Source organism: Lentzea nigeriaca (assembly GCF_016907955.1).
Lineage (GTDB): Bacteria > Actinomycetota > Actinomycetes > Mycobacteriales > Pseudonocardiaceae > Lentzea > Lentzea nigeriaca.
In genome coordinates this window covers 83886-106336 of sequence record NZ_JAFBCX010000022.1, presented here as the reverse complement: position 1 = coordinate 106336, position 22451 = coordinate 83886, and the positions used below count along the sequence as shown (strand labels likewise).

The following is a 22451-nucleotide window of genomic DNA, read 5'->3' as shown; positions in this document are numbered from 1 at the left end:
CGAATCCGAGCCCGGTGCCGTTCATCGACTTCGGCACCGGTCTGCAACGGACATACCGGACGCCACCGGACTTCGCCAACAGAGTCCTTGCAGATGTCGGTGCCAGCAGCCGGGCGGCGTACTGGCCGACCCACCCGCGGGGTGCGGCTTCTGGCCACCCGATTTCGGTTTGCGCGCTGGGCATTGCATGATGCGTGGCATGTCGATCGAGCGGGGCGCAGAGTTCGCCGAGTTCTGGACCGAGCGGCACCTGTGCACGCTGTCCACCGTCCGTCCGGACGGCACGCCACATGTCGTACCGGTGGGCGTGACGCTCGATCTGGAGAACGGCATCGCACGGATCATCACGCACGGTGCGTCGTGGAAGGTCAAGCACGTCCGCAAGGCCGGGTACGCGGCTGTGTGCCAGGTGGACGGTCGGCGCTGGTCCACGGTGGAGGGTCCCGCTGTCGTCCGCGAGGACCCGGCGTCGGTGGAGGAGGCCGTGCGGCGGTATGCCGAGAGGTACCGGCAGCCGCGGGTCAACCCGGAGCGCGTGGTGATCGAGATTCAGGTGAAGCGTGTCACCGGAACAGTCTGACGTTGTCGTCGTCGGCATCGGGGCCGACGGGTGGGAGGGGCTGTCACCCGCGGCACAGGCCGCCATCCGTGCCGCGAAGGTGCTGATGGGCAGCTCGCGGCAGCTGGACCTGGTGCCGACGGGGCCCGAGGAGCGGGTCGCGTGGCCGTCGCCGCTGGTCCCGGCCCTGCCCGCGCTGTTCGAGAAGTACCGGGACGTGTGCGTGCTGGCGTCCGGTGACCCGATGTTCCACGGCATCGGCACCACGCTGGTGCGGCTGCTCGGGTCGCGCGTCACCGTCATCCCGCATCCGTCGTCGGTGTCGCTGGCGTGTGCGCGGCTCGGGTGGGCTTTGAACGAGGTCGAGGTCGTGTCGCTCGTGGGCCGTTCGCCGGACCTGCTGCGACCTGCCCTGACGCCGGGGCGCCGGGTTTTGGTGCTGGGTGGCGATCCCGAAACCGTTGCGGAAATCGCCGGGCCGATTACAGTGCTCGAACAATTGGGTGGGCCCGCCGAGCGGGTCTACCAGTGGTCCGGAGAAAGTGCGGATCCGTTGTGCGTCATCGCCGCCGAGTACGCCGGGAGCGCCTATTCGCGGGTGCCCGGGCTGCCGGACGACGCGTACGAGACTGACGGCCAGTTGACCAAACGTGAGGTGCGGGCTATTTCGCTGTCGACGTTGGCACCGCTGCCCGGCCAGCTCCTGTGGGACGTTGGCGCCGGGTCGGGGTCGATCGCGATCGAGTGGGCGCGGACGCATCCGACGTGCCGGGCGATCGCGGTCGAGCAGTCGGCCGAGCGTGCTGAACGAATCGTGCGCAACGCCGCGTCTTTGGGCGTGCCCGGTGTCGTGGTCCACATCGGACGTGCTCCTTCGGCGCTGGAGGGGCTGGAGAAGCCCGACGCGATCTTCATCGGTGGTGGGCTGACGGTTCCCGGCCTGGTGCAGGCGTGCTGGGACGCGCTGGGCGCCGGCGGCCGGCTCGTCGTGAACGCCGTGACGCTCGAGTCCGAGGCCGTGGTGGCGCAGTGGTACGCGAAGGTCGGAGGCGATCTGGTGCGGATCGCGGTGAACCGCGGGTCGTCGGTCGGCAAGTTCACCGGATGGCGGCCGCACATGCCCGTGACGACGTGGAGCGTGACCAAGTGACCGTGCACTTCATCGGCGCTGGTCCCGGCGCCGCTGACCTGATCACCGTGCGCGGGCGTTCGCTGATCGAGTCGTCGCCGGTGTGCCTGTACGCCGGGGCGTTGGTGCCGGTCGAGCTGCTGGACTTCTGTCCTGACGGGGCTCGGAAGGTCGACACCGCCGAGCTGACGCTGGACGAGATCGTCGCGGAGCTCGAATCCGCGCACGAGCAGGGGCTGGACGTCGCGCGGCTGCACTCCGGCGACCCGGCGGTGTTCAGCGCGATGGCCGAGCAGATGCGCCGACTGGATGCGCTGGGGATTCCGTACGACGTGACGCCCGGTGTGCCCGCGTTCGCGGCCGCGGCGGCGTCGTTGCAGCGGGAACTGACCGTGCCGGGCGTCGGGCAGACGGTGATCCTCACGCGGACCTCGCAGCGTGCCACGCCGATGCCCGACGGTGAGGACCTGGACACGTTGGGGCGCAGTCACGCGACTCTCGTGCTGCACCTGGCCGTGCAGCGGATCTCCGACGTGGTCGCGGAGCTGGTGCCGAACTACGGGCAGGACTGCCCGGTCGCGGTGGTGGCGTACGCGTCTCGTGCTGATGAAGTGGTGCTGCGCGGGACGTTGGACGACATCGCGGACCAGGTTCGTGCGGCGGGGATCAAGCGGACCGCGGTGATCATCGTGGGGAAGGTGCTGGGGGCGACGCAGTTTCCCGACAGCCACCTGTACTCGGCGACTCGCGTTCGATGATCCTCATCCTCGGCGGGACGGGCGAGGCTCGCGAGCTCGCGACCCGTGTTCCTGCGATTTCCTCGTTGGCCGGACGGGTGAGCTCGCCGCGGCTGCCGGTCGGCGAGGTCCGGATCGGCGGGTTCGGTGGTGTCGACGGGCTCGCGCAGTGGTTGCGGGACAACGACATCCATGCCGTCGTCGACGCGACCCATCCGTTCGCGCGCCAGATCACGGCGAACGCCTTCGAGGCCTGTGAGTGGGTGGGTGTGCCTTTCCTGATCCTGCGGCGACCGGGCTTCACGCCTGTCGAGGGCTGGCACTGGGTGGACAGCGTCGCCGACGCGGCGCGGTACCTGCACGGCTCGCGGGTGTTCCTCACGACCGGGCGGCAGGACCTCGCGGAGTTCGCGAACTGTCCGCAGTGGTTCCTGGCGCGCATGGTAGAGCCGCCGGAGCCGCCCATGCCGCAACAAATCGAGGTGCTGCTGGCGCGTGGACCGTTCACTGTGGACGGTGAGCTGGCGTTGATGCGTTCGCATGGGATCGACGTGCTGGTCACCAAGGACAGCGGCGGCGAGATGACGTCGGCCAAGCTGGAAGCCTCGCGGCAGCTGGAGATTCCGGTCGTGATCGTGCGCCGCCCGCCGCTCCCGTCGGCGGAGACGGTCACGACGGTGGCGGACGCTCTTGCTTGGTTGTCCGGCGTCACGAGTCGTTGAAGACCACTCGCCGCAACGGGTCTACCTTGCCGCACAGGCTGAAGAACGCGCGGGCCGTGTGTCGTAGCGTCCGGCTGGGAGAGATCGCCAGCCGCAGGTAGCGGGACGCTTCCCGGACGGCGGTGAAGCCGTAGTCGAGCATTTCGGCCTCGTAGGCGGCGACAGCGTCGGGCTGACCGGTCGCCACCAGACGGCACAGCAGCTGAGCGTCGCGCATCGCGGTGTTGCCGCCCAGTCCGCCGACCGGCGGCATGCAATGTGCCGCATCGCCCAGGAGCGTGACGGTCGTGCCGTGCCAAGGCAGCGGTTTGACCGCCCTGGTGAACGCGAAGCGCTCGACGGCATCGGACTCGGTGATCATCCGGCGCAGCGCGGGATGCCAGCCGGCCGCGCGTTCGCTCACCGCCGCGCGCAGGTCGGCCCGCGGAGGGATCGCCGTGCTGTCGGCGACGAAGGCCCACATCAGGTAGTCGCGTTCGTCGGCGCCCGTCTGCTCCCGGCGCCGGAACACCGCCGTGAACAGGAAGTCCTCGTGCGGCAGGATCATGTTCTTGCTCGTCAGCAAGGCTTCTGGCAACCAACTGCTGTCCAGCGGCACCTTGCCGCCGACGCCACAACCGGGGGTGGTGACGACCTCCGCGTGCGGTAACAGCTGAGCCCGCACGCGTGAGCGGACACCGTCCGCGCCTACCAGCAGATCGCCCGTGGCCGTGGTGCCGTCGGTGAAGAACGCGGTGACGGTTCCGTCCGGATGTTGTTCGTAGCGCAGGAACTCCTTGCCGAACCGCACGACATCGTCGAGCCCGGTCAGCAGGATCCCGCGCAGTGTTCGGCGGCTGACCGCGTGGCAGCTCGTCGCCGGGTCGGTGGACTCGGTTCCGTTCTCCCGCATCAGCAGACGTAGTTGTTCGTCGAAGACGCCCATGCCGCGGCCGGGGTCACCAGCCGTTGCCACCAGTTCGTGCCACAACGTGGGTGGCAGGCAGTCCCGCAGTGCCGCGCTTCCGGCCGGTTCGACGTTGAGCCGGTAGCCCTGTGTCCTGGCATCCGGAGACGCGTCACGTTCGTAGACCGCGACGGAAATCCCGGCCTTGCGCAAACCCTGGGCGAGGCAGAGACCGCCGATGCCACCACCGATCACGATCACGTTCATGCGCTGATCAGCCTTTCCAGCTCGCGCAGCACGGTGGGCGCGATGTCCGGCCGCAGACTCACCCCTTTGACCAGGGCGATGACGAGTTCGACGTTCGACGCCTCGGTGCGTCCGCCCAACGCACGACGCCAGCCGTCCTCGTACCCGTCCACCATCTCCCGCACCGCCGGGTCGCGGGCGGCTCGCAGATCGAGCTCGCGCAGCACGCGGAACAGCGCGGGCCGTTCGACGATCATCCGGCCGAGCCGTTCCAGGTGTGACCCGAGGTCGTCCGCCTGCTCACCGCTGCGCCAGAACTGCCCGGTCGCGTGGTCCACCACGGCTGCGATCAGGTCTTCCTTGGTCGCGAAGTGGTGGTGCAGCGTCGAATGGTCCACCCCCACGGCACGCGCGACCTCACGCAGCCGCAATCCCTCGAACCCCTTTTCCGCGATCCGGTCGAACGCGGCCAGCACGATCCCCTGCTTGCGGTCCACTCACCCCTCCACCAACCAGTTGGTGGAGAAGCTACCAGGACGGGCGCCACGCCTGTCCTGTGAGCGGTGGCAGGCTCCGGAAGTGGTCGATGATCGGCCGCAACCCAGGGTGCGCGTTTTCCGGCAGCAGCAACGAGATGGGGTAGACGAGCACCGGGTCCACGATCGGGATGCGACGCAGGTCGTGGCCCGCGGGCCAGACGTACCGGTCACGCGCGCCGACGAACGTGGCCACCTCGGCCGAATCCGCGAGGGTGTCGAGGAGCGCCTCGTCGCCGAAGTGCGGGCCAGCGGCGTCGACGCGCAGGTCGAAGGCGGTGGCGAGCTGGTCGTAGAAGTCGGCCCACTCGCTGCGCGGCGCGATTCCCGGCATCCAGATCCGGTGCCCGCGCAGCTGGGCCGGGGTCAGGGGGCTCGCGGACGCCAGCGGGTGCCGGGGGCCGACGAGGAGCTCCAGCGGGGAGTCGAACGCGTGGATCATGCGCACGCCGGGCGCGAGCACGGCGGTATCGGTGACGGTGCGGAACGAGGCGTCGACCTCACCGGCCCGGATGGCGGCGACCACCGCGCGCGGGTCGTTCTCCCTGAGCGTCACCACGTCGAGGCGGATTCCGGGACGTGATCGCCAGAAGTCGTGCAGGACAACGGCTTGCGCGCTCCGGAAACCGAGAACGTCGATCCGCAGCGCACCGGGTGTGATCGCGCTGACGGCGCGATCGACGCCCGTGACGATGCTTTGCGCGTGCGGCAGGAACGCCTGACCGTCCGAGGTCAGCTCGACGCCCCTGGCGGTGCGGGTGAACAGCCGGACGCCGAGCCGCCGTTCCAGGGTGGCGATCCGTTTCGAGACGGCCTGCTGCGTCACGCCCAGCTCGTCGGCAGCGTGTTGCAGCTGCCCGAACTCGGCCGCGAGGACGAACGATCGCACTGCCTCGGTGTCCATGACACGAGCCTAAGCACGTCCAACCGATCGTTGTGGCTCACCGGGAGACGGTTGTTTGATCTTGCCGTGGTGCGGGCGATGTGATGCTGTCCATGGGGCGCAGCTTCGGATGGTTGTGGTCGGCTTACGCCGTCAGCACTTACGGGACGTGGATCGCGTTCGGCGCGTTCCCGCTCATCGCGGTTCAGGTGCTGCATTCAACGGCGTTCGCCGTGTCGTTGCTGGAAGCGGCGGGCCTCGCGGTCGCGGCGGTCGTCGCGTTCCCGCTCGGGCCGTGGGTCGAACGCAGGGCCAAACGTCCCTTGATGATCGTGATGGACCTGGTCAGGTTTCTTGCCATGGCCAGCGTTCCGGTCTCGTACTTCCAAGGCTCGCTTTCGTTCGGCCAGCTGCTGGTCGTCTCGGTCGTTTCCGGAACCGCGAGTATCGCCTTCACCGCCGCGTCCGGCGCGTACGTGAAGCACCTCGTCCACGGTGACCGGCTGCTCGTCGCGAACGGGAGGTTCGAGGGCACGAGCTGGGTGGCGACGGCGGCCGGCCCACCGCTCGGCGGGGCGCTCGTCGGGCTGCTCGGTCCGGTCGTCACCGTTCTCGCCAACGCGCTGAGCTACCTGTTGTCAGCGCTGGGAATTCTGTGCATCCGGGGCAGTGACGTCGCCGCGCGGGAGGCGTCGCGGCAACCCGGTTTCTTCGTCGGCTGGCGGTTCATCCTCGGTGATCGCGTGCTGCGGCGGCTGTTCCTCAACTCGATCCTGGTCAGCGGCCTGATCATGGCCACCGTCCCGCTGCTCTCGGTGCTGCTGCTGGGCGAGTACGGCTTCCCCGCCTGGCAGTACGGTCTGGCGTTCGGTGTCCCCGCGCTCGGCGGCTTCGTCGGTGCGCGCCTGTCCCCACGGCTTTCCGCACGTTATGGCCGACACCGGGTGATGATCGTCTCCGGCTGGCTGCGCTCGTCGTTCCCGCTCGGTCTCGCGCTGGTCCGGCCCGGCGTCGCGGGACTGCTCACCGTGATCGTCGTCGAAGGTCTGCTGATCACGTGCATGGGCGTGTACAACCCGATCCTTGCGACAGAACGACTTCAGCGCACTCCCGCGGACCGTGTCACCCAGGTGCTCACGACGTGGAGCGTCAGCAGCAAACTCCTGCAGGCCGCCCTGATGGTGATCTGGGGCGGGCTGGCGACGCTCACCAGCCCGCTCGCCGCGATCACCCTGTCCGGGCTGTTCCTGCTCGCGACTCCGCTGCTGCTCAGGACGGATAGCGGCGCGGCGTGAACACCACGCCCGCGTCCGTCACGATCGTCTGCGACGAGCCGATGATCAGCAGGCAGCGCATGTCGATCGTGTCCGGGTCGAGCGTCTCGAGCGTGCCGACGCGGATCTCTTCCTCCGGCCCGCCGACGTCACGGCCGACCACCACTGGAGTTTCAGGTGCGCGGTGCTGGAGCAGCAGGTCGCGCATGTCGTGCACCTGGTGCGTGCGGGCCTTGGACGCGGGGTTGTAGATCGCGATCACCAGGTCGGCCTTGGCGGCGGCTTCGAGGCGTTCGGCGATGACGTCCCACGGCTTGAGGCGGTCGCTCAACGAGATCACCGCGTAGTCGTGCCCGAGCGGCGCGCCTGCCTTGGCCGCCACGGCGTTCGCGGCCGTCACGCCGGGGATGATCTTCACCGGCACGTCCGGCTGTTCCGCGGCCACTTCCAGCACGGCCGTGGCCATCGCGAACACCCCCGGATCGCCCGACGACACGACCGCGACCCGCTTGCCCTTGCGCGCCAGGTCGAGCGCGAACGCGGCGCGTTCCGACTCGACCTGGTTGTGGGAGGCGTGCTTGGTCTGCCCCGGCCGGTCGGCGACGCGGTCGAGGTAGGTGGTGTAGCCGACGAGGTCGTCCGCGGCTGCCAGTTCCCGGCGGGCTTCCGGGGTCAGCCAGGCGGTGTGGCCGGGACCCAGGCCCACGACGGTGACCTCGCCCTTGGCCGCTCCCGGCTTGGAGTGGCTGGGCAGCAGCGCCAGGGAGAAGTACGGGACCGTGTCCGGGTCGACGTCGGCCAGCGGCGACGTCTTCTGGCGGCCCGTGGTGGCGCGCTCGACGTACCAGGCGTTGTCGAGCCGGCCCGCGTTCTCGAGGGCCTGCTTCACGTTGCCGAACGTGCGGCCCAGCTTGAGGATCGCCGCCGAGTCGGTGTTCTTGAGGCGCTCGGCCAGTTCCGCCGGCGGAAGTGTGCCGGGGAGGATCGTGAGGACCTCGTCGCGTTCGACCAGCGGGGTGCCGAGAACAGCGCTCGCGCCGCTGACGCTCGTCACGCCGGGAACCACTTCCCACTCGTAGCGGTCGGCGAGGCGTTTGTGCATGTGCATGTACGAGCCGTAGAAGAACGGGTCGCCCGCGGCCAGGACGACGACGTTCCTGCCGGCGTCGAGGTGTGCGGCGAGGCGGGCGGCGGCCTCCTCGTAGAACTGGTCGATCTCGCCCTGGTAGTCGTCCGTGTCCTCGGTCGTCACCGGGTAGATCAGCTGTTCCATGATCTGGTCGTCACGGAAGTAGGGCTGCGCAATGGTTTTGGCCACTGACCGGCCGTGGCGGGCGCTGTGGAACGCGACCACGTCGGCTTCCCCGATGAGTCGCGCGGCCTTCACCGTCACGAGTTCCGGGTCGCCAGGACCCAGGCCGACGCCGTACAGCTTGCCCGTCATTCTTCCTCGCTCGCAATCGCGTTGATGGCCGCCGCCGTCATGGCACTGCCGCCGCGCCGGCCGTGGACCACGAGGTGCTCCAGATCCGTCGCGGCCAAAGCTTCTTTGGACTCCGCCGCGCCGATGAAGCCCACCGGGATGCCCAGCACGGCGGCAGGCCTCGGGGCGCCCTGCTCGATCAGGTCGATCAGGTGGAAGAGGGCGGTCGGGGCGTTGCCGATGGCGATGACGGCGCCTTCGAAGCGGTCGGCCAGGAGTTCGAGGGCGGCTGCGCTGCGCGTGTTGCCGATCTTCTTGGCCAGTTCGGGCGTGCGCGGGTCCTGCAGGTAGCACAGGACCTCGTTGTCCGCGGGCAGGCGGCGGCGGGTGACCCCGGCCGCGACCATGTTGGCGTCGCAGATGATCGGCGCGCCGTCGAGCAAGGCGGCGTGGGCGTGCCGCACGACATTGGGGGAGAAGGCGATGTCGTGCGTCAGGTCGGTCATGCCGCACGAGTGGATCATCCGCACGACGACTCTCGCGACGTCCTGCGGGAACCCGGCGAGGTCCGCCTCCGCCCGAATCGTCGCAAAGGAACGGCGGTAGATCTCCGCGCCGTCCTTGATGTATTCCGTCACCTGATCTCCTCGTCGCCGGCGGTGCCGGCAATGCGGCGGTAGCCGTCGCCGGTCGCGACGAACTCGATCACATCACCTTGTGGGCGGCCGCAGCGGCGTGAGCAACCAGACCAGTGGACCGGGAGCGAATGGGGCGTTCCGAGCCAGGCACGTGCGTCCGCGCGCACGTCGGACAGCGACTTCGCGCAACCGGGACGGCCGGTGCAGGCGCTGACCCCGTGCCAGGGCGAAGCGGGATCCGTGATCAAGCCACTCGTGTCCGTACCCGGCGGCACGACCAGACCGCGCCACGGCGTCAGCCGGACCGGGACGCCGGGGAGTTGGTGAGCATCCAGGCGGCCCAGCGGCACACCCGGAGTCGTCGGCGAAGGTGCGACCGGCGTCACAGCAGGGGTGATCCGAGGCCCGTCGACGGCCCCGAAGTGCTCGGTGATCTTTCGCACACCGCCGTCCACTTCGGACAGGCGCCAGGCACTGCCCCGCATCTCCTGGAACAGCCCAGCCGCGGTCACGACAGCGTCGACGGGATCGTCGACCCGAACACCTGTATCGGTACCGGCGAGCAGCAGAACGTCGTCGACCAGCCCGAAGTCACCGCCGAGCCCGCTCACGGACGCACCGACCGTGACGAGGAAACGCCCAGGCAGCGAGGCCAGCACGGGGTCCGCGCACAGAGCCGCGTCCAGCGCGTCGACCAGGTCCTGATTCGATTCCAGAGGTGCCGCGATGATGTTGCGCATGCGCTCGTGCGTGGCAGAGGGCAACAGCCCCGCCGCACGCAGCCGCGCACCCAGCTCCAGACCGTCCGCCAGGCCCCTGATCTGCAGGTTCGCCCGCGAGGTGAACTCGAGGAACCCGGTGCCGAGCTCCAGGGCGGCGAGCCGCACGACGTCCCACTGAGCAGCGGAAAGGGTGCCGCCAGGGACCCGGATGCGCGCGAGCCCGCCGTCGGCCGCCTGATGCAGCTCGACGGCGCCGGGGCAGGCATCCGGGTGACTACGCATAGGTCGGACTGTAACCCGCCGGTTAGGGTGAGCCCGAACGACGAAGCGCAGGAGGAAGCCGGTGTGAATCCGGCGCGGTCCCGCCACTGTGACCAGCGCAATGCTGGGAGTCAGGAACTCCGCTTCGCCTGTCACCCGCAACCTGGGGCGAGGACCCCACGAGGGATGGAGCCTGCGTGATCCTGCTGCTGTCGACCTCCGACACCGACCTGCTGTCGGCTCGGGCGAGTGGTGCCGAGTACCGGCTCGGCAACCCCGCGCGACTCGCCGCGGACGACCTGCCCTCACTGGTCGAGGACGTCAACCTGGTGGTGGTGCGCATCCTCGGCGGGCGCCGGATGTGGGAGGAAGGGCTCGACTGGCTGCTGGCCAGCGGGCTGCCCGTGGTGGTGCTGGGTGGTGAGCAGCAGCCGGACGCGGCGCTCATGGAGCTGTCCACGGTGCCCGGCGGTGTTTGCGCGGAGGCGCACCTCTACCTGGCGCACGGTGGGGCCGCGAACCTCGCCGAGCTGCACAAGTTCCTGGAAGACACGATTCTGCTGACCGGGCACGGGTTCGCCACGCCACAAGCCACGCCCACGTGGGGTGTGCTGGAGCGGCAGCTCGCGCAGGACGGTCCGACGGTCGCGGTGCTCTACTACCGGGCGCATCACGTGGCGGGCAACACGGCGTTCGTGCACGCGCTGTGCGACGCGATCGAGGCCAAGGGCGGGAAGCCGCTGCCGGTCTTCTGCTCGTCGTTGCGGACGGCCGAGCCCGAGCTGCTGGAGACGCTGGGGCAGGCCGACGCGCTGATCGTCACGGTGCTGGCCGCGGGTGGCACGAACCCCGCGAAGGCCGGCGCCGGTGGCGACGACGAGGCGTGGGACGTCGGGGCGCTGGCGGCGCTCGATGTGCCGATCCTGCAAGGACTCTGCCTGACGTCGAGCCGCGAGTCGTGGGACTCCAACGACGACGGACTGTCTCCTTTGGACACTGCGACGCAGGTCGCGATCCCTGAGTTCGACGGGCGGATCATCACGGTTCCGTTCTCGTTCAAGGAGATCGACTCCGACGGGCTCACGGTCTACGTGGCGGATCCCGAACGGGCGCTGCGCGTGGCGGGTATCGCGACGAGGCACGCGCGGTTGCGGCACATCCCGGTCGCGGACCGCAAGATCGTCGTGATGCTGTCGGCGTACCCGACGAAGCACTCGCGCATCGGCAACGCCGTCGGGCTCGACACGCCCGCCTCCACCGTTCGGCTGCTGAAAGCCATGCAGGAGCACGGCTACGACATCGGCGACGCCCTGCCCGGCGTCGAGGAGCTGGACGGCGACGCGTTGATCCACGCGTTGATCGCCGCCGGTGGCCAGGACGCGGACTGGCTCACGCAGGAGCAGTTCGAGAGCAACCCCGTGCGGATCAGCGCGGCGGACTACCGGGCGTTCTACGAGACGCTGCCGGAGGACTTCCGCGAGTCGATGCAGGAGCACTGGGGCGACGCGCCCGGCGAGCTGTTCGTCGACCGCAGCAGGAACTCCGACGGCGAGATCGTGCTGGCGGCGCTGCAGTCGGGCAACGTCACGGTCATGGTGCAGCCGCCGCGCGGGTTCGGCGAGAACCCGATCGCGATCTACCACGACCCGGACCTGCCGCCGTCGCACCACTACCTGGGCGCGTACCACTGGATCTCCTCGAGCTTCCAGGCCGACGCCGTGGTACACGTCGGCAAGCACGGCAACCTGGAGTGGTTGCCCGGCAAGACGGTCGGCATGTCGGCGTCGTGCGGCACGGACGCGGCGCTCGGTGATCTGCCGCTGGTGTACCCGTTCCTCGTCAACGACCCCGGCGAGGGCACGCAGGCGAAGCGGCGCGCGCACGCCACGCTGGTCGACCACCTCGTGCCGCCGATGGCCCGCGCGGACAGCTACGGCGACATCGCCCGACTGGAGCAGCTGCTCGACGAGTACGGCAACATCTCCGCGATGGACCCGGCCAAGCTGCCGGCGATCCGCGCGCAGATCTGGACGTTGATCCAGGCCGCGAAGCTCGACCACGACCTCGGCATGGACGACAGGCCGCACGACGCCGAGTTCGACGAGTTCCTGCTGCACGTCGACGGCTGGCTGTGCGAGGTCAAGGACGTCCAGATCCGCGACGGCCTGCACGTCCTCGGCCAGGCGCCGACAGGGGAGACGCGCGTCAACCTCGTGCTCGCGATGCTGCAGGCACGGCAGATGTGGGGCGGCCAGGTCGCCGCGCTGCCGGGTCTGCGCGAGGCGCTGGGGTTGGTGGGCACGGCTCGCGAAGACGTTGACGCCGTTGAGGAACAGGCCCGCGCGCTCGTCCAGGCGATGGAGGACGCGGGCTGGGACGCCTCGGTGGCACGCACGTTGCACGAGTCGGAGGACGTGCGGAAGATCCTGGAGTTCGCGGCGCTGGAGGTCGTGCCGCGGCTCGCGCGCACCACGGACGAGATGACGAACGTCCTGCACGCGCTGGACGGCGGCTACATCCCGGCCGGTCCGTCGGGTTCTCCGTTGCGCGGCCTGGTGAACGTGCTGCCGACGGGCCGCAACTTCTACTCGGTCGACCCGAAGGCCATCCCGTCGCGCCTCGCGTGGGAGACCGGCCAGGCGATGGCGGACTCGCTGCTCGAGCGCTACCGGTCCGAGAACGACGGCGAGTGGCCGCCGTCCGTCGGTCTGTCGGTGTGGGGCACGTCCGCGATGCGCACGGCCGGTGACGACATCGCCGAGGTGTTCGCGCTGCTGGGCGTGCGGCCGGTGTGGGACGACCAGTCGCGCCGCGTCACGGGCCTCGAGGTGATCTCGCTGGAGGAGCTCGGCAGGCCGCGCATCGACGTGACGGTCCGGATCTCCGGCTTCTTCCGCGACGCCTTCCCGCACGTCGTGTCCCTTTTGGACGATGCCGTGCAGCTCGTGGCCGCGCTGGACGAGGCTCCCGAGCAGAACTTCGTGCGCGCGCACACGGTCGCGGACCTGGCCGAGCACGGTGACGAGCGCAGGGCCACGCTGCGGATCTTCGGCTCGAAGCCGGGTGCGTACGGCGCGGGTGTGCTGCCGTTGATCGACAGCCGCAACTGGCGCGACTCGTCGGACATCGCCGAGGTCTACGCGGTGTGGGGTGGCTACGCCTACGGGCGTGGCGTCGACGGTGTGGCGGCGCGCGAGGACATGGAGTCGGCGTACCGGCGGATCGCGGTGGCGGCCAAGAACATCGACACCCGCGAGCACGACATCGCCGACTCGGACGACTACTTCCAGTACCACGGCGGCATGGTCACGATGGTGAAGGCGTTGACGGGCAAGGCACCCGCGGCATACGTCGGTGACAGCACGCGCCCGGAAGCGGTGCGGACGCGGACCTTGACCGAGGAGACCTCGCGGATCTTCCGCGCCCGCGTGGTGAACCCGCGCTGGGTCGGGGCGATGCGGCAGCACGGGTACAAGGGCGCGTTCGAGCTGCAGGCCACGGTCGAGTACCTGTTCGGCTACGACGCCACGACTGGTGTCGTCGCGGACTGGATGTACGAGAAGCTCACCGAGACCTACGTGCTCGACCAGGAGACCCGCAAGTTCCTGCAGGCCAGCAACCCCTGGGCACTCCACGGCATCGCCGAGCGCCTCCTCGAAGCCGCGGACCGCAAGATGTGGGAGCACCCGGACCCGTCCACCCTGGACGCCCTCCGCGCGGCCTACCTCGAAACCGAGGGCGACCTGGAGGACGGCGCCTAACCACCCGATCGGGTGAAGTTGTTGAGTACGCGGGGAGCTTTCGTACTCCAGGAGAGTACGAGAGGGCCCCGCGTGCGGCTGAAAACGGCGGGGTGGATCAGGCTTGGTCCAGCTTTACGCAGCAGTGGCCCGGTGACGGGTCCAGGCGCGCGGTGTGGCTGCGTGCCTCGATGCCGTCCAGGATTCCGCTGATCAGGCACAGGTTCATCCCGCACACCAGCTGCGTGTGCTTCTGGGCCAGGCTGTGGAACGGGCAGTTGCCCAGCAGGACCGAGGTTCCCTCGGCGTGTGGCTCGAACCCGAGATCTTCCAACGCCTGCACGACCTCGCCGTCGGCTTGGGCGGCCAGGTCCTCGCCCCACTCGTAAGCCCGCCGGTTGAGGATCTCCCGCGCGGGCTCACCGGTGGTCTCCGCCTCCAGCAGCGCGTCCGTGAGCAGGTGGCTCGCGGCCTCGTAGCGCCGGTCGGGCAGCGACACCTCGATCTGCTCGCCGGACCGCCGGTACAGCTTCGCCGGGCGGCCCGCCCCAGGCCCGGTGCGGCCGGAGCGCCGTTCGTGGATCACGTCCAGCAGGCCCATCTCGACCAGCTTGTCGAGGTGGAACGCGGCCGTGGTGCGCGGCAGGCCGATGGCCTCGGACGCCTCGTCCTTGCTGATGGGCGCGGTTTGGCGCACCACGAAGTCGTAGAGCTTGCGCCGGTTCGGCTCGTCGAGGGCCGCGACGGCGGCGACGGGGTCGGCCATCTCTAAAACCTACTTGTGTTGACGAAAATCCGCCAGTGGTTCTAATGTTAGCCGAAGTTGTCGTTAGAAGGAGGAGTCATGGCGGTCCTGACGCGCACGGATCCGGCTACGCAGGCGTTCGTGTTGCTGCGCACGGTGTTCACGGCGGCGCCGATCCTGTTCGGGCTGGACAAGTTCTTCAACCTGCTCGTCGACTGGCCCGTCTACCTGGCGCCGTGGATCGACTCGATCGTGCCCGGCTCGCCGCAGACGGCCATGTACATCGTCGGAGTGATCGAGATCGTGGCCGGTGTGCTGGTCGCGCTCAGGCCGAAGTGGGGCGGACTGGTCGTCGCAGCCTGGTTGCTCGGCATCATCGTGAACCTGGTGACCGGGCCCGGCTACTACGACATCGCGTTGCGCGACTTCGGCCTGCTGGCCGGCGCGCTGGCGCTGTCCCGTCTGGCGGACGCTCGATGACGGATCTCGAGGCGGCGCAGCAGGCCGTCACGGATCTGCTGAAGGCTCTGGGCAAGGATCCGTACTCGGTGCACCTGGCCGACACGCCACGACGGGTCGCCGAGGCGTACGCCGAGCTCCTGACGCCCAGAGCGTTCAACCTCACGACGTTCCCGAACGACGAGGGCTACGACGAACTCGTGCTGGCGCGCGGGATTCCGGTGCAGTCGTTGTGCGAGCACCACATGCTGCCGTTCCACGGTGTCGCGCACGTCGGTTACCTGCCCGGCGAACGAATCCTGGGCCTGTCCAAGCTGGCGCGCGTCGTGGAGATGTTCGCGCGCGACCTGCAGGTGCAGGAACGGCTCACCAAGCAGGTCGCCGACTGGTTGCAGGAACACCTGCGGCCCAAGGGAGTCGGTGTGGTGATCGAGGCCGAGCACATGTGCATGGCGCTGAGAGGCGTGCGGGTCAACGGATCCCGCACGGTCACGTCGGCGCTGCAGGGCGTGCTGCGGTCGGATCCCGCGTCACGGCAGGAGTTCTTCACGCTCGTGCACGCGTAACCTGCGAGACATGGGGAAGATTCACACCGGCGCCACGCTGACACCGTCGTTCCGCGACTTCCTGCCCGCCTGGGTCACGAGGCAGTCGTGGTACGACGGGTCGGGCTCACTGCGCCCGACCGGGTTCTTCCGGTTCGAGGACCCGGCGGGCGAGGTGGGCGTGGAGACACATCTGCTGCACGACGGCGAGGCGGTGTACCAGGTTCCGCTGACCTACCGGCCCGGCCCGCTCGAAGGTGGTGCGCTCGTCACGACGGCCGAACACAGCGTGCTGGGTACGCGGTGGATCTACGACGCGGTGACCGACCCGGTGTGGATCGCCGCGATCCTGCACCTGGTCGCCACCGGCGGAGCCTCGGAACCGTCTTCCCGCAACGGGTTCGAGGCAGAGGCACGCGGCAGGTTGCTGCGTCCCGGGGTCGACGGGGTCGTGATCGACCTCGACCGGCGGGTCGTCCCGGCCGGTCCGCCGGAGGACGCGGTCGGCGTGGTCACCGGTTCGTGGCAGCAGGACGGTGCGGCGAAATCCGGCCGCCTGGCGGTGCTCCGTCAGACCGGCCCGAACACGTAGGTCCCGGCGGCCTCCTCGTCGTCACCCGCCCAGAACTCCAACCACAGCTGGGCGAACTCCTCGCGTGACAGCCTGCCGTCACCGTCGGAGTCGAGCGCGGCGAAGTCGGTGACGCTGCCGTGTCCCAGCCAGGCGGCGATCATCGTGTCGTACTCGGACCGCGAGATGTAGTCGTCGTGGTTCTCGTCGACGGCCGCGAACATCGCGTCCGCGGTCTCGGTGACGGCTTCCGGCGTCTTCGGGAGCGCGTCCACGATGCTCAGGACGTTGTCGATCGTCGCGCGGTCCTGGCCCGCGATCGCCTGCAGGGTCGCCCACCAGCCCATCATCACGCCGGACAGCAGTTCCTCGTCGCCGCCGCGCAAAGACACCCAGCGCGCGGTGAGGGCGCGGAAGTCGCTCTCGTCCAGGTAGCCGTCGCCGTTGGCGTCCATCGCGCCGAACACCACCGACACCTTGCGTCTTTGCAAGTCGCTCGCCATGAGCAGCAACATAGGCCGAACGTTGCAACGGAAACTATCGGCCGAACGGGTCCGAACCAGTTTGGCCGTCCAGCGCTTCGGAGAGCTGCACGCGTCCGGAGACGCCGAGTTTGCGGTAGGTCCCAGTCAACACGCCCTCCACGGCGTCCGCCGGCATCAGCAACGTCGAGGCGATCTCCTCGTTGGACCGTCCCCGCGCGGCCAGTTCCGCCGCCTGGTGCTCGACAGGGGTCAGCGCAGTCGGGCCGGTCTGGCGCAGCCGCCGCGGCCCGGTGCTCGTCGCCGCCAGCTCGGAGTGCGCCCGCGCGGCGATCGCGCTCGAACCGCACTTCTGCGCGAGGTCCAACGCGTCGCGCAGGCATGCGCGCGCACCGGATGTGTCTGCCTGACGCCGCAAAACAACTCCGAGGTCGACCAACGCGCGCGCCAACTCCAACCGGGCGGGGGAGTTGCGCAGCACTTGCACGGCCTCTTCCAACAACGTCCGCCCAGCGGCACCGGCGGTGACGCGGCCCGCCGCGCGCAACGCCATGCCCAACGCGCGCGGCGCACCCCATGCGCGCGCCAGTGAGACTTCCTCCAACGCGAGTTCGCGCGCTCGTTCGCCGTCACCCATCGCCGCACAGGCCAACGCCGCGCCCGATCGCCACGCCAACGCCGCGGGATTGCGGTAGGGCCACGACGCGCAATGCCGTCCGGCGGATAGAAAGGCCTCCAACGCCTCGTGGTCGTCGCCTCGCGCGGTCAGCAACCGTCCGCGCACGGTCAGCAGGCCGCCGAACGACCACACGCGCCGGGCTTCGTCCGACGACGCCTCGGAAATCAGCGCGGCGGCCTCGTCCAGGCGGCTCTCCTCCAGAAGGATGTCGGCGAGCAGCGCGGCGTGCCAGGTCGACACCGCGAGCCAGCGCCGGTCCTGCCGCAGGTGATCGTCGGCCAGTGCCAGCTCGGCGCGGGCGGAGACGAGATCTCCCTTGCGGCGCTGGACGTTCGCGCGCATGACGTACGTCAGCGCCCGCAACGCCGGTGCCTGCGCGCGGTCCACGTCGTCGAGCACGGTCAGAGCCGAGTCCAGCGCGTCGGCCAGGTTGAGGATCATCGCCGACGTCAGTGAGGACATCGTGGTCTCCGTCGACACCAGTGCCACGGCCTCGTCCGCGCTGATGTCCCCGACCATCACGCGATGCAGCACGCCGGCGGGGTGGTCCAGCGAGACCGACGACGGCACGGCCTCCTGCCACGCCAGCCCGTGCACGGCGAGATGAGCCCGCGCCCACGGCGAACCGTCCGACAGCACCGAGGCCAGCTCGGCGGGCTTTGCCTCGGCGTGCAGGGCGTAGGACAGCGCGACGGCGGACTCGGTATCGTCCTCATTGGACTGAAACGCCTCGCGCAACCGTGCCGTGGCACCGGGCAGGTTGCCGACGAGCTCGGCAACGCCCAGCAGCCGCAACGCCCGCGACGGGTTCGCCACCGGTTCGCGCAACGCCCGCCACAGCAGCCGCGCGGCACCGGACGTGTCGCCCTGGTTCACCGCCTCCTGCGCGGCCCGGTCCAGCACCTCGCCCGCCCACGGCTCCAGGCCCGGCGAGGTCACCAGCAGATGCTCGGCGACGGCCCGGTCCGAGGCGCCGTGCGCACGTAACGACTGTGCGGCCCGCAGATGCAAAGCAGCCCGCGCGGGCGCGGGCAGGTCGTCGAGAACCGCGGGCCCGGCGACGCCGAGCAGCTCGACTGTTCGCACCGCCTCGGCCAGCTCGACCGGCCCCAGCCCGGTCAGTTCCGCCAGCACGCCGGGATGCGGCGACGGCCCGAGCACGGCCAGGGACTGCGCCGCGGCCACGACGGCGGCCGGACGGCGGCGCAGCCGGGCCGCCATGATCTCGCCGGACACCTCGGCACCACGTTGGGTGGCCCGCCACGCGGCCTCGGCCGTGGGCGGCACCCCGTCCTCCCGCAGCGCCGTGAGCAGACGCGTCACCGCCAGTGGGTTGCCGCCGGTCACCTCCAGGCAGGCGGCGACGAACTCGGGGGCGGGCGCAGGCGAGATCAGCGCGGCGACGCCGTCCGCGGACAGGTTGCTCAGCCCGACGCGCCGGCACGTGGCCATGATCTCGCCATAAGAACTGTCGTCGCACCGCTCACCCGCACCCACGGTCAGCACGAGAGCGATCGGCAGACGTTGGATGCGCAAAGTCAGATAGGCGAGCCACCGCAACGACGCCGCGTCGGCCCAGTGCGCGTCGTCGACGGCGATCAGCAGTCCTGAAGTGCCGGCCAGGGCCGCGGCCAGCCGGTACACGCCGTGCAGCACGGCGAAGTCGGCGGCCGGGGCGGTCAGCTGGAGCGCCCCGAGTGCCTCCGGCGGCACCAGATCGGGGTCGATCAGGTCGAAGAGCTGGGCCACGATCCCGAACGGCAGATCGCCCTCCAGGGCACTCGCCCGTGCCCGCACGACGTGCCGGCCGGAGGCCTCCCAGCGCGCGGCGAGATCATCGAGCACCGCGGTCTTGCCCGTTCCCGGTGCGCCCTCCACGACGGTGGTCGTGCCCGGCGTCACCTGAGCGCTGATTCCGGCACACCACACTTTCAGCCGGTTTTCCACGATCTCTCCGTAATCGGTGGTGAATGGATCAGCGGAATTGATGCTAGGAGAAACGCCACCACTTGCCCAGGTAGAGGTTCTTGCGCTATGGGCGTCTCAACACGGTGATGGCCCGTATGATCCGCCGGGCAACTACTCGACCGGGTAGCGGCAGCCGGGAGGCGGCCTCACCTGGTCATCCGGACGGCCTAGAGATCCTGTCTCAAGGCTGGTGGGCACGAGATCGTTGTGGTAGGGCAGCGCTTGTTCTCCGCCGCCGCGGAGCGAAAGGAAAAATAGGTGTCGGGGAATCGTGACGGGACGTTCCGCGGCCGCGAGGAAGAACGTGAGCTCCTGAGCGGTGTGCTGGACGCGGGCACCGGCGTGGTGCTGGTGGACGGCGCGGTGGGAACCGGCAAGACGCGGTTGCTGGCCGAGGTCGCCGCCGTCGCCGCGCGCCGCGGTTTCGAGGTCGCCACGGCACAGGACGAGCTGGATCAGCCGTTCCTGCTGGCACGCCTCGCGGAACGCGAACCGGACGCCCCCACGCTGGTCGTGCTCGACGATCTCCACCTGGCCGAGCCGGGCACCCTGGCCGCGTTGCGCGCACTGCTCCCCGCCGCCGCTCATCAGAAGATCGTCTGGCTGCTCGCCCGCCGCTGCGGCGAAGGCGCTGACCGCCTGTTCGCGGTCGCCGCGGCGCGCGGTGCCGTGCGGATCGAGCTGCGCCCGTTGACGGACAACGTGATCGCGGAACTCGTCGCCGATCTCGCCGGCGGAATCCCCGATCACGATCTCCGGGCGCTGGCGTCGACCGCTCGCGGAAATCCCGCCGCGTTGATCAGTCTTTTCACCGCTCTTCGCGAGGACGGTCAGATCGAGATCTCCGCCGAGCACGCGACGTTGCGTTGTGACCGCTCGGCGCGGCGCACCGAGTCGTTGCTGCGCGAGCGCCTCAGTTCGTTGAGCGGCAAGGCAAGGCACGTGCTGCAGGTCGCGTCCGTGTTCGGGCCGCGCTTCGAACCCGGTGACGTGGCGGAGATGCTGGCCGCCAGCACTGCGATCCTGTTGCCCGCGCTGGACGAGGTCATCGACGCGGGCGTGGTGACGTCGCTCGAAGACCGGCTGGCGTTCCGGCACGAGCTGGTGTGGCGGCTGGTCGCCGACTCCGTGCCGCCACCCGTGCGCCGCGCCCTGCACCGCGAGGCAGGTGAAATGCTGCTGGGGCGCGGGGATTCCGCGGTCAGCGCCGCCAAGCACCTCCTGCACGGTGCCCAGCGCGGTGACGTGCGGTCGATCGACGGCCTGGTCGAGGCCGCGAAAGCGGTGCTGTGGAACGCGCCGGACGCCGCCGCCGAACTCGCGGTCCGCGCACTCGAACTCACCGACCAGGCGTCGGCGTCGCTCGTGCACCGCACGGTCATCGCGGTGCGCGCGTTGATCGCGGCCGGCAAGCTCACGGCGGCGCAAGCGCTCGCGCAGGACGCGTTGTCGCGCCAGGTTTCCCCGGCTCCCGCCGCCAAGCTGCGGCACTGCGTGGCCATGACCACGGCACTGGGCGCGCAGCACGCCGAGTCGGTGGAGATCTCCGAGGCGTTGCTGGACGAACCCGATCTGCAGCCCGAACTCGCGCCGTGGGTGGAGATCACCAGGATGATGGCGTTGCTCGGCCACGACCGGCGGCGCGCGGAGGAGCTGGCCGAAACGGTCGTGCGCACCCACACTGGCCCGCCGGACGACGTGCTCGCCACCGCGCTCGCGGTGCTGGCCGCGATCGCCCGCGACACCGGACAACCTGGTGCGGCACTGGAACTGGCGCGCGAGGCCGCGCAGTCCGTGACGTCGTACGACCTCTGCGCGTATCCACAACTGCTGCTGGCGACGCTTTACTCCGGCCAGCGGGAGTTCGCGGAGGCCGACAGTGTGGTGCGGCGGGCGCGCAGCGGGCCGTCGTCGGTGGTGACCAAGGAACTGATGACCTCGGTCGTGCAGGCGCGGATCCTGTTGCAGGCAGGGCGGATCGAGGAGGCGTCGGTCGAGGCGCGCAACGCGCTGTCGGTGGCCGAGGACACCGGGCACACCGCACTGGTGGCACCGGCGCTGGCCGTTCTCGCGATGGTCGCGCTCCACACCGGTGACCTCCCGGCCGCGATCGAGCACGTCGAGCGCTACCGGGGGCACGTGCCGGTGGACGGGATCCTCTTCTCCCGGGCGTACTACCAGTGGGCCGACGTGGTCGTCTCGTACGTGGGGTTCGGGCCCGACAAGGCGTTGGCGCTGCTCACCGACTCCTATCCGGGGCTCGTGTCGTCCGGGCTGTTCGCCGAGGAACCGCGTGCGGCCGGGTGGTTCGTGCGCAGGGCGCTGGAGGCGGGGGACGAGCGGCTCGCCAAGGCCGTCGTCGACCGCGTGGAACGGCTGGCGGAGGAGAACCCCGGACTGCGGGCCGTGGCGGCGGCCGCGATGCACGCACGCGGCCTGTTCGACGGCGACGCCTCGTTGCTGGAACTGGCTTCGCAGCAGCACCGGGACCTGTGGGCGCGGGCCAACGCGGCAGAGGACCTGGGTGTGCTGCTGACGAACTCGGACCGCGCGGACTCGGTGAAGGCGCTGGAGATCGCGCTGGGGCTGTACCGGGAGATCGGCGCCTCCCGTGACAGCGCGCGGGTGCTGGGACGGCTGCGCAAGCTCGGCAGGCGCAGGAGAGCGGCACCGGTGCGCCCCGCATCCGGATGGTCCAGTTTGGACGACACCGAACGGGCGATCGCCAACCTCGTGGCGAAGGGGCAGACGAACCGGCAGATCTCCACGCAGCTGTTCATGTCACCGCACACGGTGAACTTCCACCTGCGCAAGATCTTCCGCAAACTCGGGATCAGCTCTCGCGTCGAGCTGGTGATGAGGTCGAGGGACGACCAGTGAGCCGTTTCGCCTGACGCCGCAACTGCAGGATGCGGGCCGCGCCCACGGTCGCGACCAGCACCGCGCCGCCGATCGCCGCGAACAGCAGCGCCACGCCGAGCGGAAGGCTGAACTGGCCCCACAGGATGTGGATGGTCGCGTTGTCGCCGTTCTGCAGGATGAAGACCAGCAGGAAGATCAGCACCACGATCGCGATGAGCACGGCGATCCACGTGCCGCTGATCCGGGTGGGCCGCAGTTTCTTCTGCTCGGCAGCACGTCCTGGCACCGGCACCGGCTTGGTGGTCGGTTCGGACGTCTCGTCGCTGGGGGTCGCCACGATCATCATTATCGGCGACCCCCGGTGATCCCGCTTGATGGCGAACG

20 protein-coding genes and 1 riboswitch are annotated in these 22451 nt (G+C 69.8%); of the genes, 10 read left to right on the top strand and 10 right to left on the bottom strand.

Translation table 11 applies throughout. The annotated features are described in order from the left end of the window. Positions 1-199 precede the first annotated feature (199 nt). Genes JOD27_RS40545 through JOD27_RS40530 form a run of 4 tightly spaced genes read left to right on the top strand, consistent with a single transcriptional unit; the run spans position 200 to position 3147 of the window. On the top strand, positions 200-580 hold the full coding sequence (locus JOD27_RS40545) for a PPOX class F420-dependent oxidoreductase (protein WP_372441796.1): 381 nt from the start codon (positions 200-202) through the stop codon (positions 578-580). Then, a complete protein-coding gene (gene cbiE / locus JOD27_RS40540; RefSeq protein ID WP_204767683.1) occupies positions 561-1709 on the top strand; it encodes a precorrin-6y C5,15-methyltransferase (decarboxylating) subunit CbiE in 1149 nt (382 codons plus the stop codon). The genes JOD27_RS40545 and cbiE overlap by 20 nt, the downstream gene beginning before the upstream one ends. Beyond that, positions 1706-2446: a precorrin-4 C(11)-methyltransferase gene (cobM, locus tag JOD27_RS40535; RefSeq protein ID WP_204767682.1), complete on the top strand. Its 741-nt coding sequence runs from the start codon at positions 1706-1708 to the stop codon at positions 2444-2446. The genes cbiE and cobM overlap by 4 nt, the downstream gene beginning before the upstream one ends. Further along, positions 2443-3147 carry a cobalt-precorrin-6A reductase gene (locus JOD27_RS40530; protein ID WP_204767681.1) on the top strand — a complete coding sequence of 235 codons (705 nt, stop codon included), beginning with the start codon at positions 2443-2445 and terminating at the stop codon, positions 3145-3147. The genes cobM and JOD27_RS40530 overlap by 4 nt, the downstream gene beginning before the upstream one ends. Here the strand turns inward: JOD27_RS40530 and JOD27_RS40525 are convergent. From JOD27_RS40525 to JOD27_RS40515, 3 genes are read right to left on the bottom strand one after another with little or no spacing between them, the layout of a single operon-like run. Next, the gene (locus JOD27_RS40525; protein ID WP_204767680.1) at positions 3134-4300 is read right to left on the bottom strand and encodes an FAD-dependent oxidoreductase; all 1167 of its coding nucleotides are present in this window, start codon (positions 4298-4300) and stop codon (positions 3134-3136) included. The two genes, JOD27_RS40530 and JOD27_RS40525, sit on opposite strands and share 14 nt — an antisense overlap. Continuing rightward, the gene (locus tag JOD27_RS40520; RefSeq protein WP_204767679.1) at positions 4297-4776 is read right to left on the bottom strand and encodes a TetR/AcrR family transcriptional regulator; all 480 of its coding nucleotides are present in this window, start codon (positions 4774-4776) and stop codon (positions 4297-4299) included. Before JOD27_RS40520 ends, JOD27_RS40525 begins: the two co-directional genes overlap by 4 nt. A gap of 31 nt (positions 4777-4807) precedes the next feature. Beyond that, the gene (locus JOD27_RS40515; protein WP_204767678.1) at positions 4808-5719 is read right to left on the bottom strand and encodes a LysR family transcriptional regulator; all 912 of its coding nucleotides are present in this window, start codon (positions 5717-5719) and stop codon (positions 4808-4810) included. A 92-nt stretch (positions 5720-5811) separates the two neighbouring features. Between JOD27_RS40515 and JOD27_RS40510 the strand changes: the two genes are divergently transcribed. Then, positions 5812-6993, top strand: a complete 1182-nt coding sequence (locus tag JOD27_RS40510; RefSeq protein ID WP_204767677.1) for an MFS transporter — start codon at positions 5812-5814, stop codon at positions 6991-6993. Here JOD27_RS40510 and JOD27_RS40505 read toward each other — a convergent pair. The 3 genes from JOD27_RS40505 to JOD27_RS40495 are packed head-to-tail and all read right to left on the bottom strand — an operon-like array spanning position 6968 to position 10037. Continuing rightward, positions 6968-8416 carry a precorrin-2 C(20)-methyltransferase gene (locus JOD27_RS40505; RefSeq protein ID WP_204767676.1) on the bottom strand — a complete coding sequence of 483 codons (1449 nt, stop codon included), beginning with the start codon at positions 8414-8416 and terminating at the stop codon, positions 6968-6970. The two genes, JOD27_RS40510 and JOD27_RS40505, sit on opposite strands and share 26 nt — an antisense overlap. Then, positions 8413-9033, bottom strand: a complete 621-nt coding sequence (locus JOD27_RS40500) for a precorrin-8X methylmutase (protein ID WP_204767675.1) — start codon at positions 9031-9033, stop codon at positions 8413-8415. Before JOD27_RS40500 ends, JOD27_RS40505 begins: the two co-directional genes overlap by 4 nt. After that, positions 9030-10037, bottom strand: a complete 1008-nt coding sequence (locus tag JOD27_RS40495) for a ferredoxin-like domain-containing protein (protein WP_204767674.1) — start codon at positions 10035-10037, stop codon at positions 9030-9032. The genes JOD27_RS40500 and JOD27_RS40495 overlap by 4 nt, the downstream gene beginning before the upstream one ends. 26 nt (positions 10038-10063) lie before the next feature. Next, positions 10064-10205, top strand: a riboswitch (adenosylcobalamin (AdoCbl) riboswitch). Positions 10206-10213: 8 nt separating this feature from the next. On the opposite strand from JOD27_RS40495, the gene cobN reads away from it, so the two are divergent. Further along, positions 10214-13777 (top strand): cobaltochelatase subunit CobN, encoded by a 3564-nt coding sequence (gene cobN, locus JOD27_RS40490; RefSeq protein ID WP_204767673.1) that lies wholly within the window; start codon positions 10214-10216, stop codon positions 13775-13777. Positions 13778-13874: 97 nt separating this feature from the next. On the opposite strand, the gene JOD27_RS40485 is transcribed toward cobN, so the two are convergent. After that, the gene (locus JOD27_RS40485) at positions 13875-14522 is read right to left on the bottom strand and encodes a helix-turn-helix transcriptional regulator (protein ID WP_204767672.1); all 648 of its coding nucleotides are present in this window, start codon (positions 14520-14522) and stop codon (positions 13875-13877) included. A 78-nt stretch (positions 14523-14600) separates the two neighbouring features. Here JOD27_RS40485 and JOD27_RS40480 point away from each other — a divergent pair, with 78 nt between their 5' ends. From JOD27_RS40480 to JOD27_RS40470, 3 genes are read left to right on the top strand one after another with little or no spacing between them, the layout of a single operon-like run. Next, on the top strand, positions 14601-14981 hold the full coding sequence (locus JOD27_RS40480) for a DoxX family membrane protein (protein ID WP_204767671.1): 381 nt from the start codon (positions 14601-14603) through the stop codon (positions 14979-14981). Beyond that, the gene (gene folE, locus JOD27_RS40475; protein WP_204767670.1) at positions 14978-15526 is read left to right on the top strand and encodes a GTP cyclohydrolase I FolE; all 549 of its coding nucleotides are present in this window, start codon (positions 14978-14980) and stop codon (positions 15524-15526) included. The genes JOD27_RS40480 and folE overlap by 4 nt, the downstream gene beginning before the upstream one ends. A 10-nt stretch (positions 15527-15536) precedes the next feature. Next, positions 15537-16097: a maltokinase N-terminal cap-like domain-containing protein gene (locus JOD27_RS40470; protein ID WP_204767669.1), complete on the top strand. Its 561-nt coding sequence runs from the start codon at positions 15537-15539 to the stop codon at positions 16095-16097. On the opposite strand, the gene JOD27_RS40465 is transcribed toward JOD27_RS40470, so the two are convergent. Next, entirely contained in the window at positions 16076-16579 is a 504-nt protein-coding gene (locus tag JOD27_RS40465) for an EF-hand domain-containing protein (RefSeq protein WP_239571224.1), read from the bottom strand. The genes JOD27_RS40470 and JOD27_RS40465 overlap by 22 nt on opposite strands. Positions 16580-16613: 34 nt before the next feature. Then, entirely contained in the window at positions 16614-19184 is a 2571-nt protein-coding gene (locus JOD27_RS40460) for an AAA family ATPase (protein WP_204767667.1), read from the bottom strand. Between the two features lie 279 nt (positions 19185-19463). Here JOD27_RS40460 and JOD27_RS47025 point away from each other — a divergent pair, with 279 nt between their 5' ends. Beyond that, on the top strand, positions 19464-22085 hold the full coding sequence (locus JOD27_RS47025; protein WP_204767666.1) for a helix-turn-helix transcriptional regulator: 2622 nt from the start codon (positions 19464-19466) through the stop codon (positions 22083-22085). Here the strand turns inward: JOD27_RS47025 and JOD27_RS40450 are convergent. After that, positions 22039-22359, bottom strand: coding sequence for a LapA family protein (locus JOD27_RS40450; RefSeq protein ID WP_307830612.1), 321 nt, complete (start codon positions 22357-22359; stop codon positions 22039-22041). The two genes, JOD27_RS47025 and JOD27_RS40450, sit on opposite strands and share 47 nt — an antisense overlap. Positions 22360-22451 lie beyond the last annotated feature (92 nt).

Coding starts and splice junctions, on each gene's coding strand:
- JOD27_RS40545 (WP_372441796.1), top strand. CDS start 200: ATGTCGATCGAGCGGGGCGCAGAGTTCGCCGAGTTCTGGACCGAGCGG.
- JOD27_RS40530 (WP_204767681.1), top strand. CDS start 2,443: ATGATCCTCATCCTCGGCGGGACGGGCGAGGCTCGCGAGCTCGCGACC.
- JOD27_RS40525 (WP_204767680.1), bottom strand. CDS start 4,300: ATGAACGTGATCGTGATCGGTGGTGGCATCGGCGGTCTCTGCCTCGCC.
- JOD27_RS40515 (WP_204767678.1), bottom strand. CDS start 5,719: ATGGACACCGAGGCAGTGCGATCGTTCGTCCTCGCGGCCGAGTTCGGG.
- JOD27_RS40510 (WP_204767677.1), top strand. CDS start 5,812: ATGGGGCGCAGCTTCGGATGGTTGTGGTCGGCTTACGCCGTCAGCACT.
- JOD27_RS40505 (WP_204767676.1), bottom strand. CDS start 8,416: ATGACGGGCAAGCTGTACGGCGTCGGCCTGGGTCCTGGCGACCCGGAA.
- JOD27_RS40495 (WP_204767674.1), bottom strand. CDS start 10,037: ATGCGTAGTCACCCGGATGCCTGCCCCGGCGCCGTCGAGCTGCATCAG.
- JOD27_RS40485 (WP_204767672.1), bottom strand. CDS start 14,522: ATGGCCGACCCCGTCGCCGCCGTCGCGGCCCTCGACGAGCCGAACCGG.
- JOD27_RS40480 (WP_204767671.1), top strand. CDS start 14,601: ATGGCGGTCCTGACGCGCACGGATCCGGCTACGCAGGCGTTCGTGTTG.
- folE (WP_204767670.1), top strand. CDS start 14,978: ATGACGGATCTCGAGGCGGCGCAGCAGGCCGTCACGGATCTGCTGAAG.
- JOD27_RS40470 (WP_204767669.1), top strand. CDS start 15,537: ATGGGGAAGATTCACACCGGCGCCACGCTGACACCGTCGTTCCGCGAC.
- JOD27_RS40465 (WP_239571224.1), bottom strand. CDS start 16,579: ATGGCGAGCGACTTGCAAAGACGCAAGGTGTCGGTGGTGTTCGGCGCG.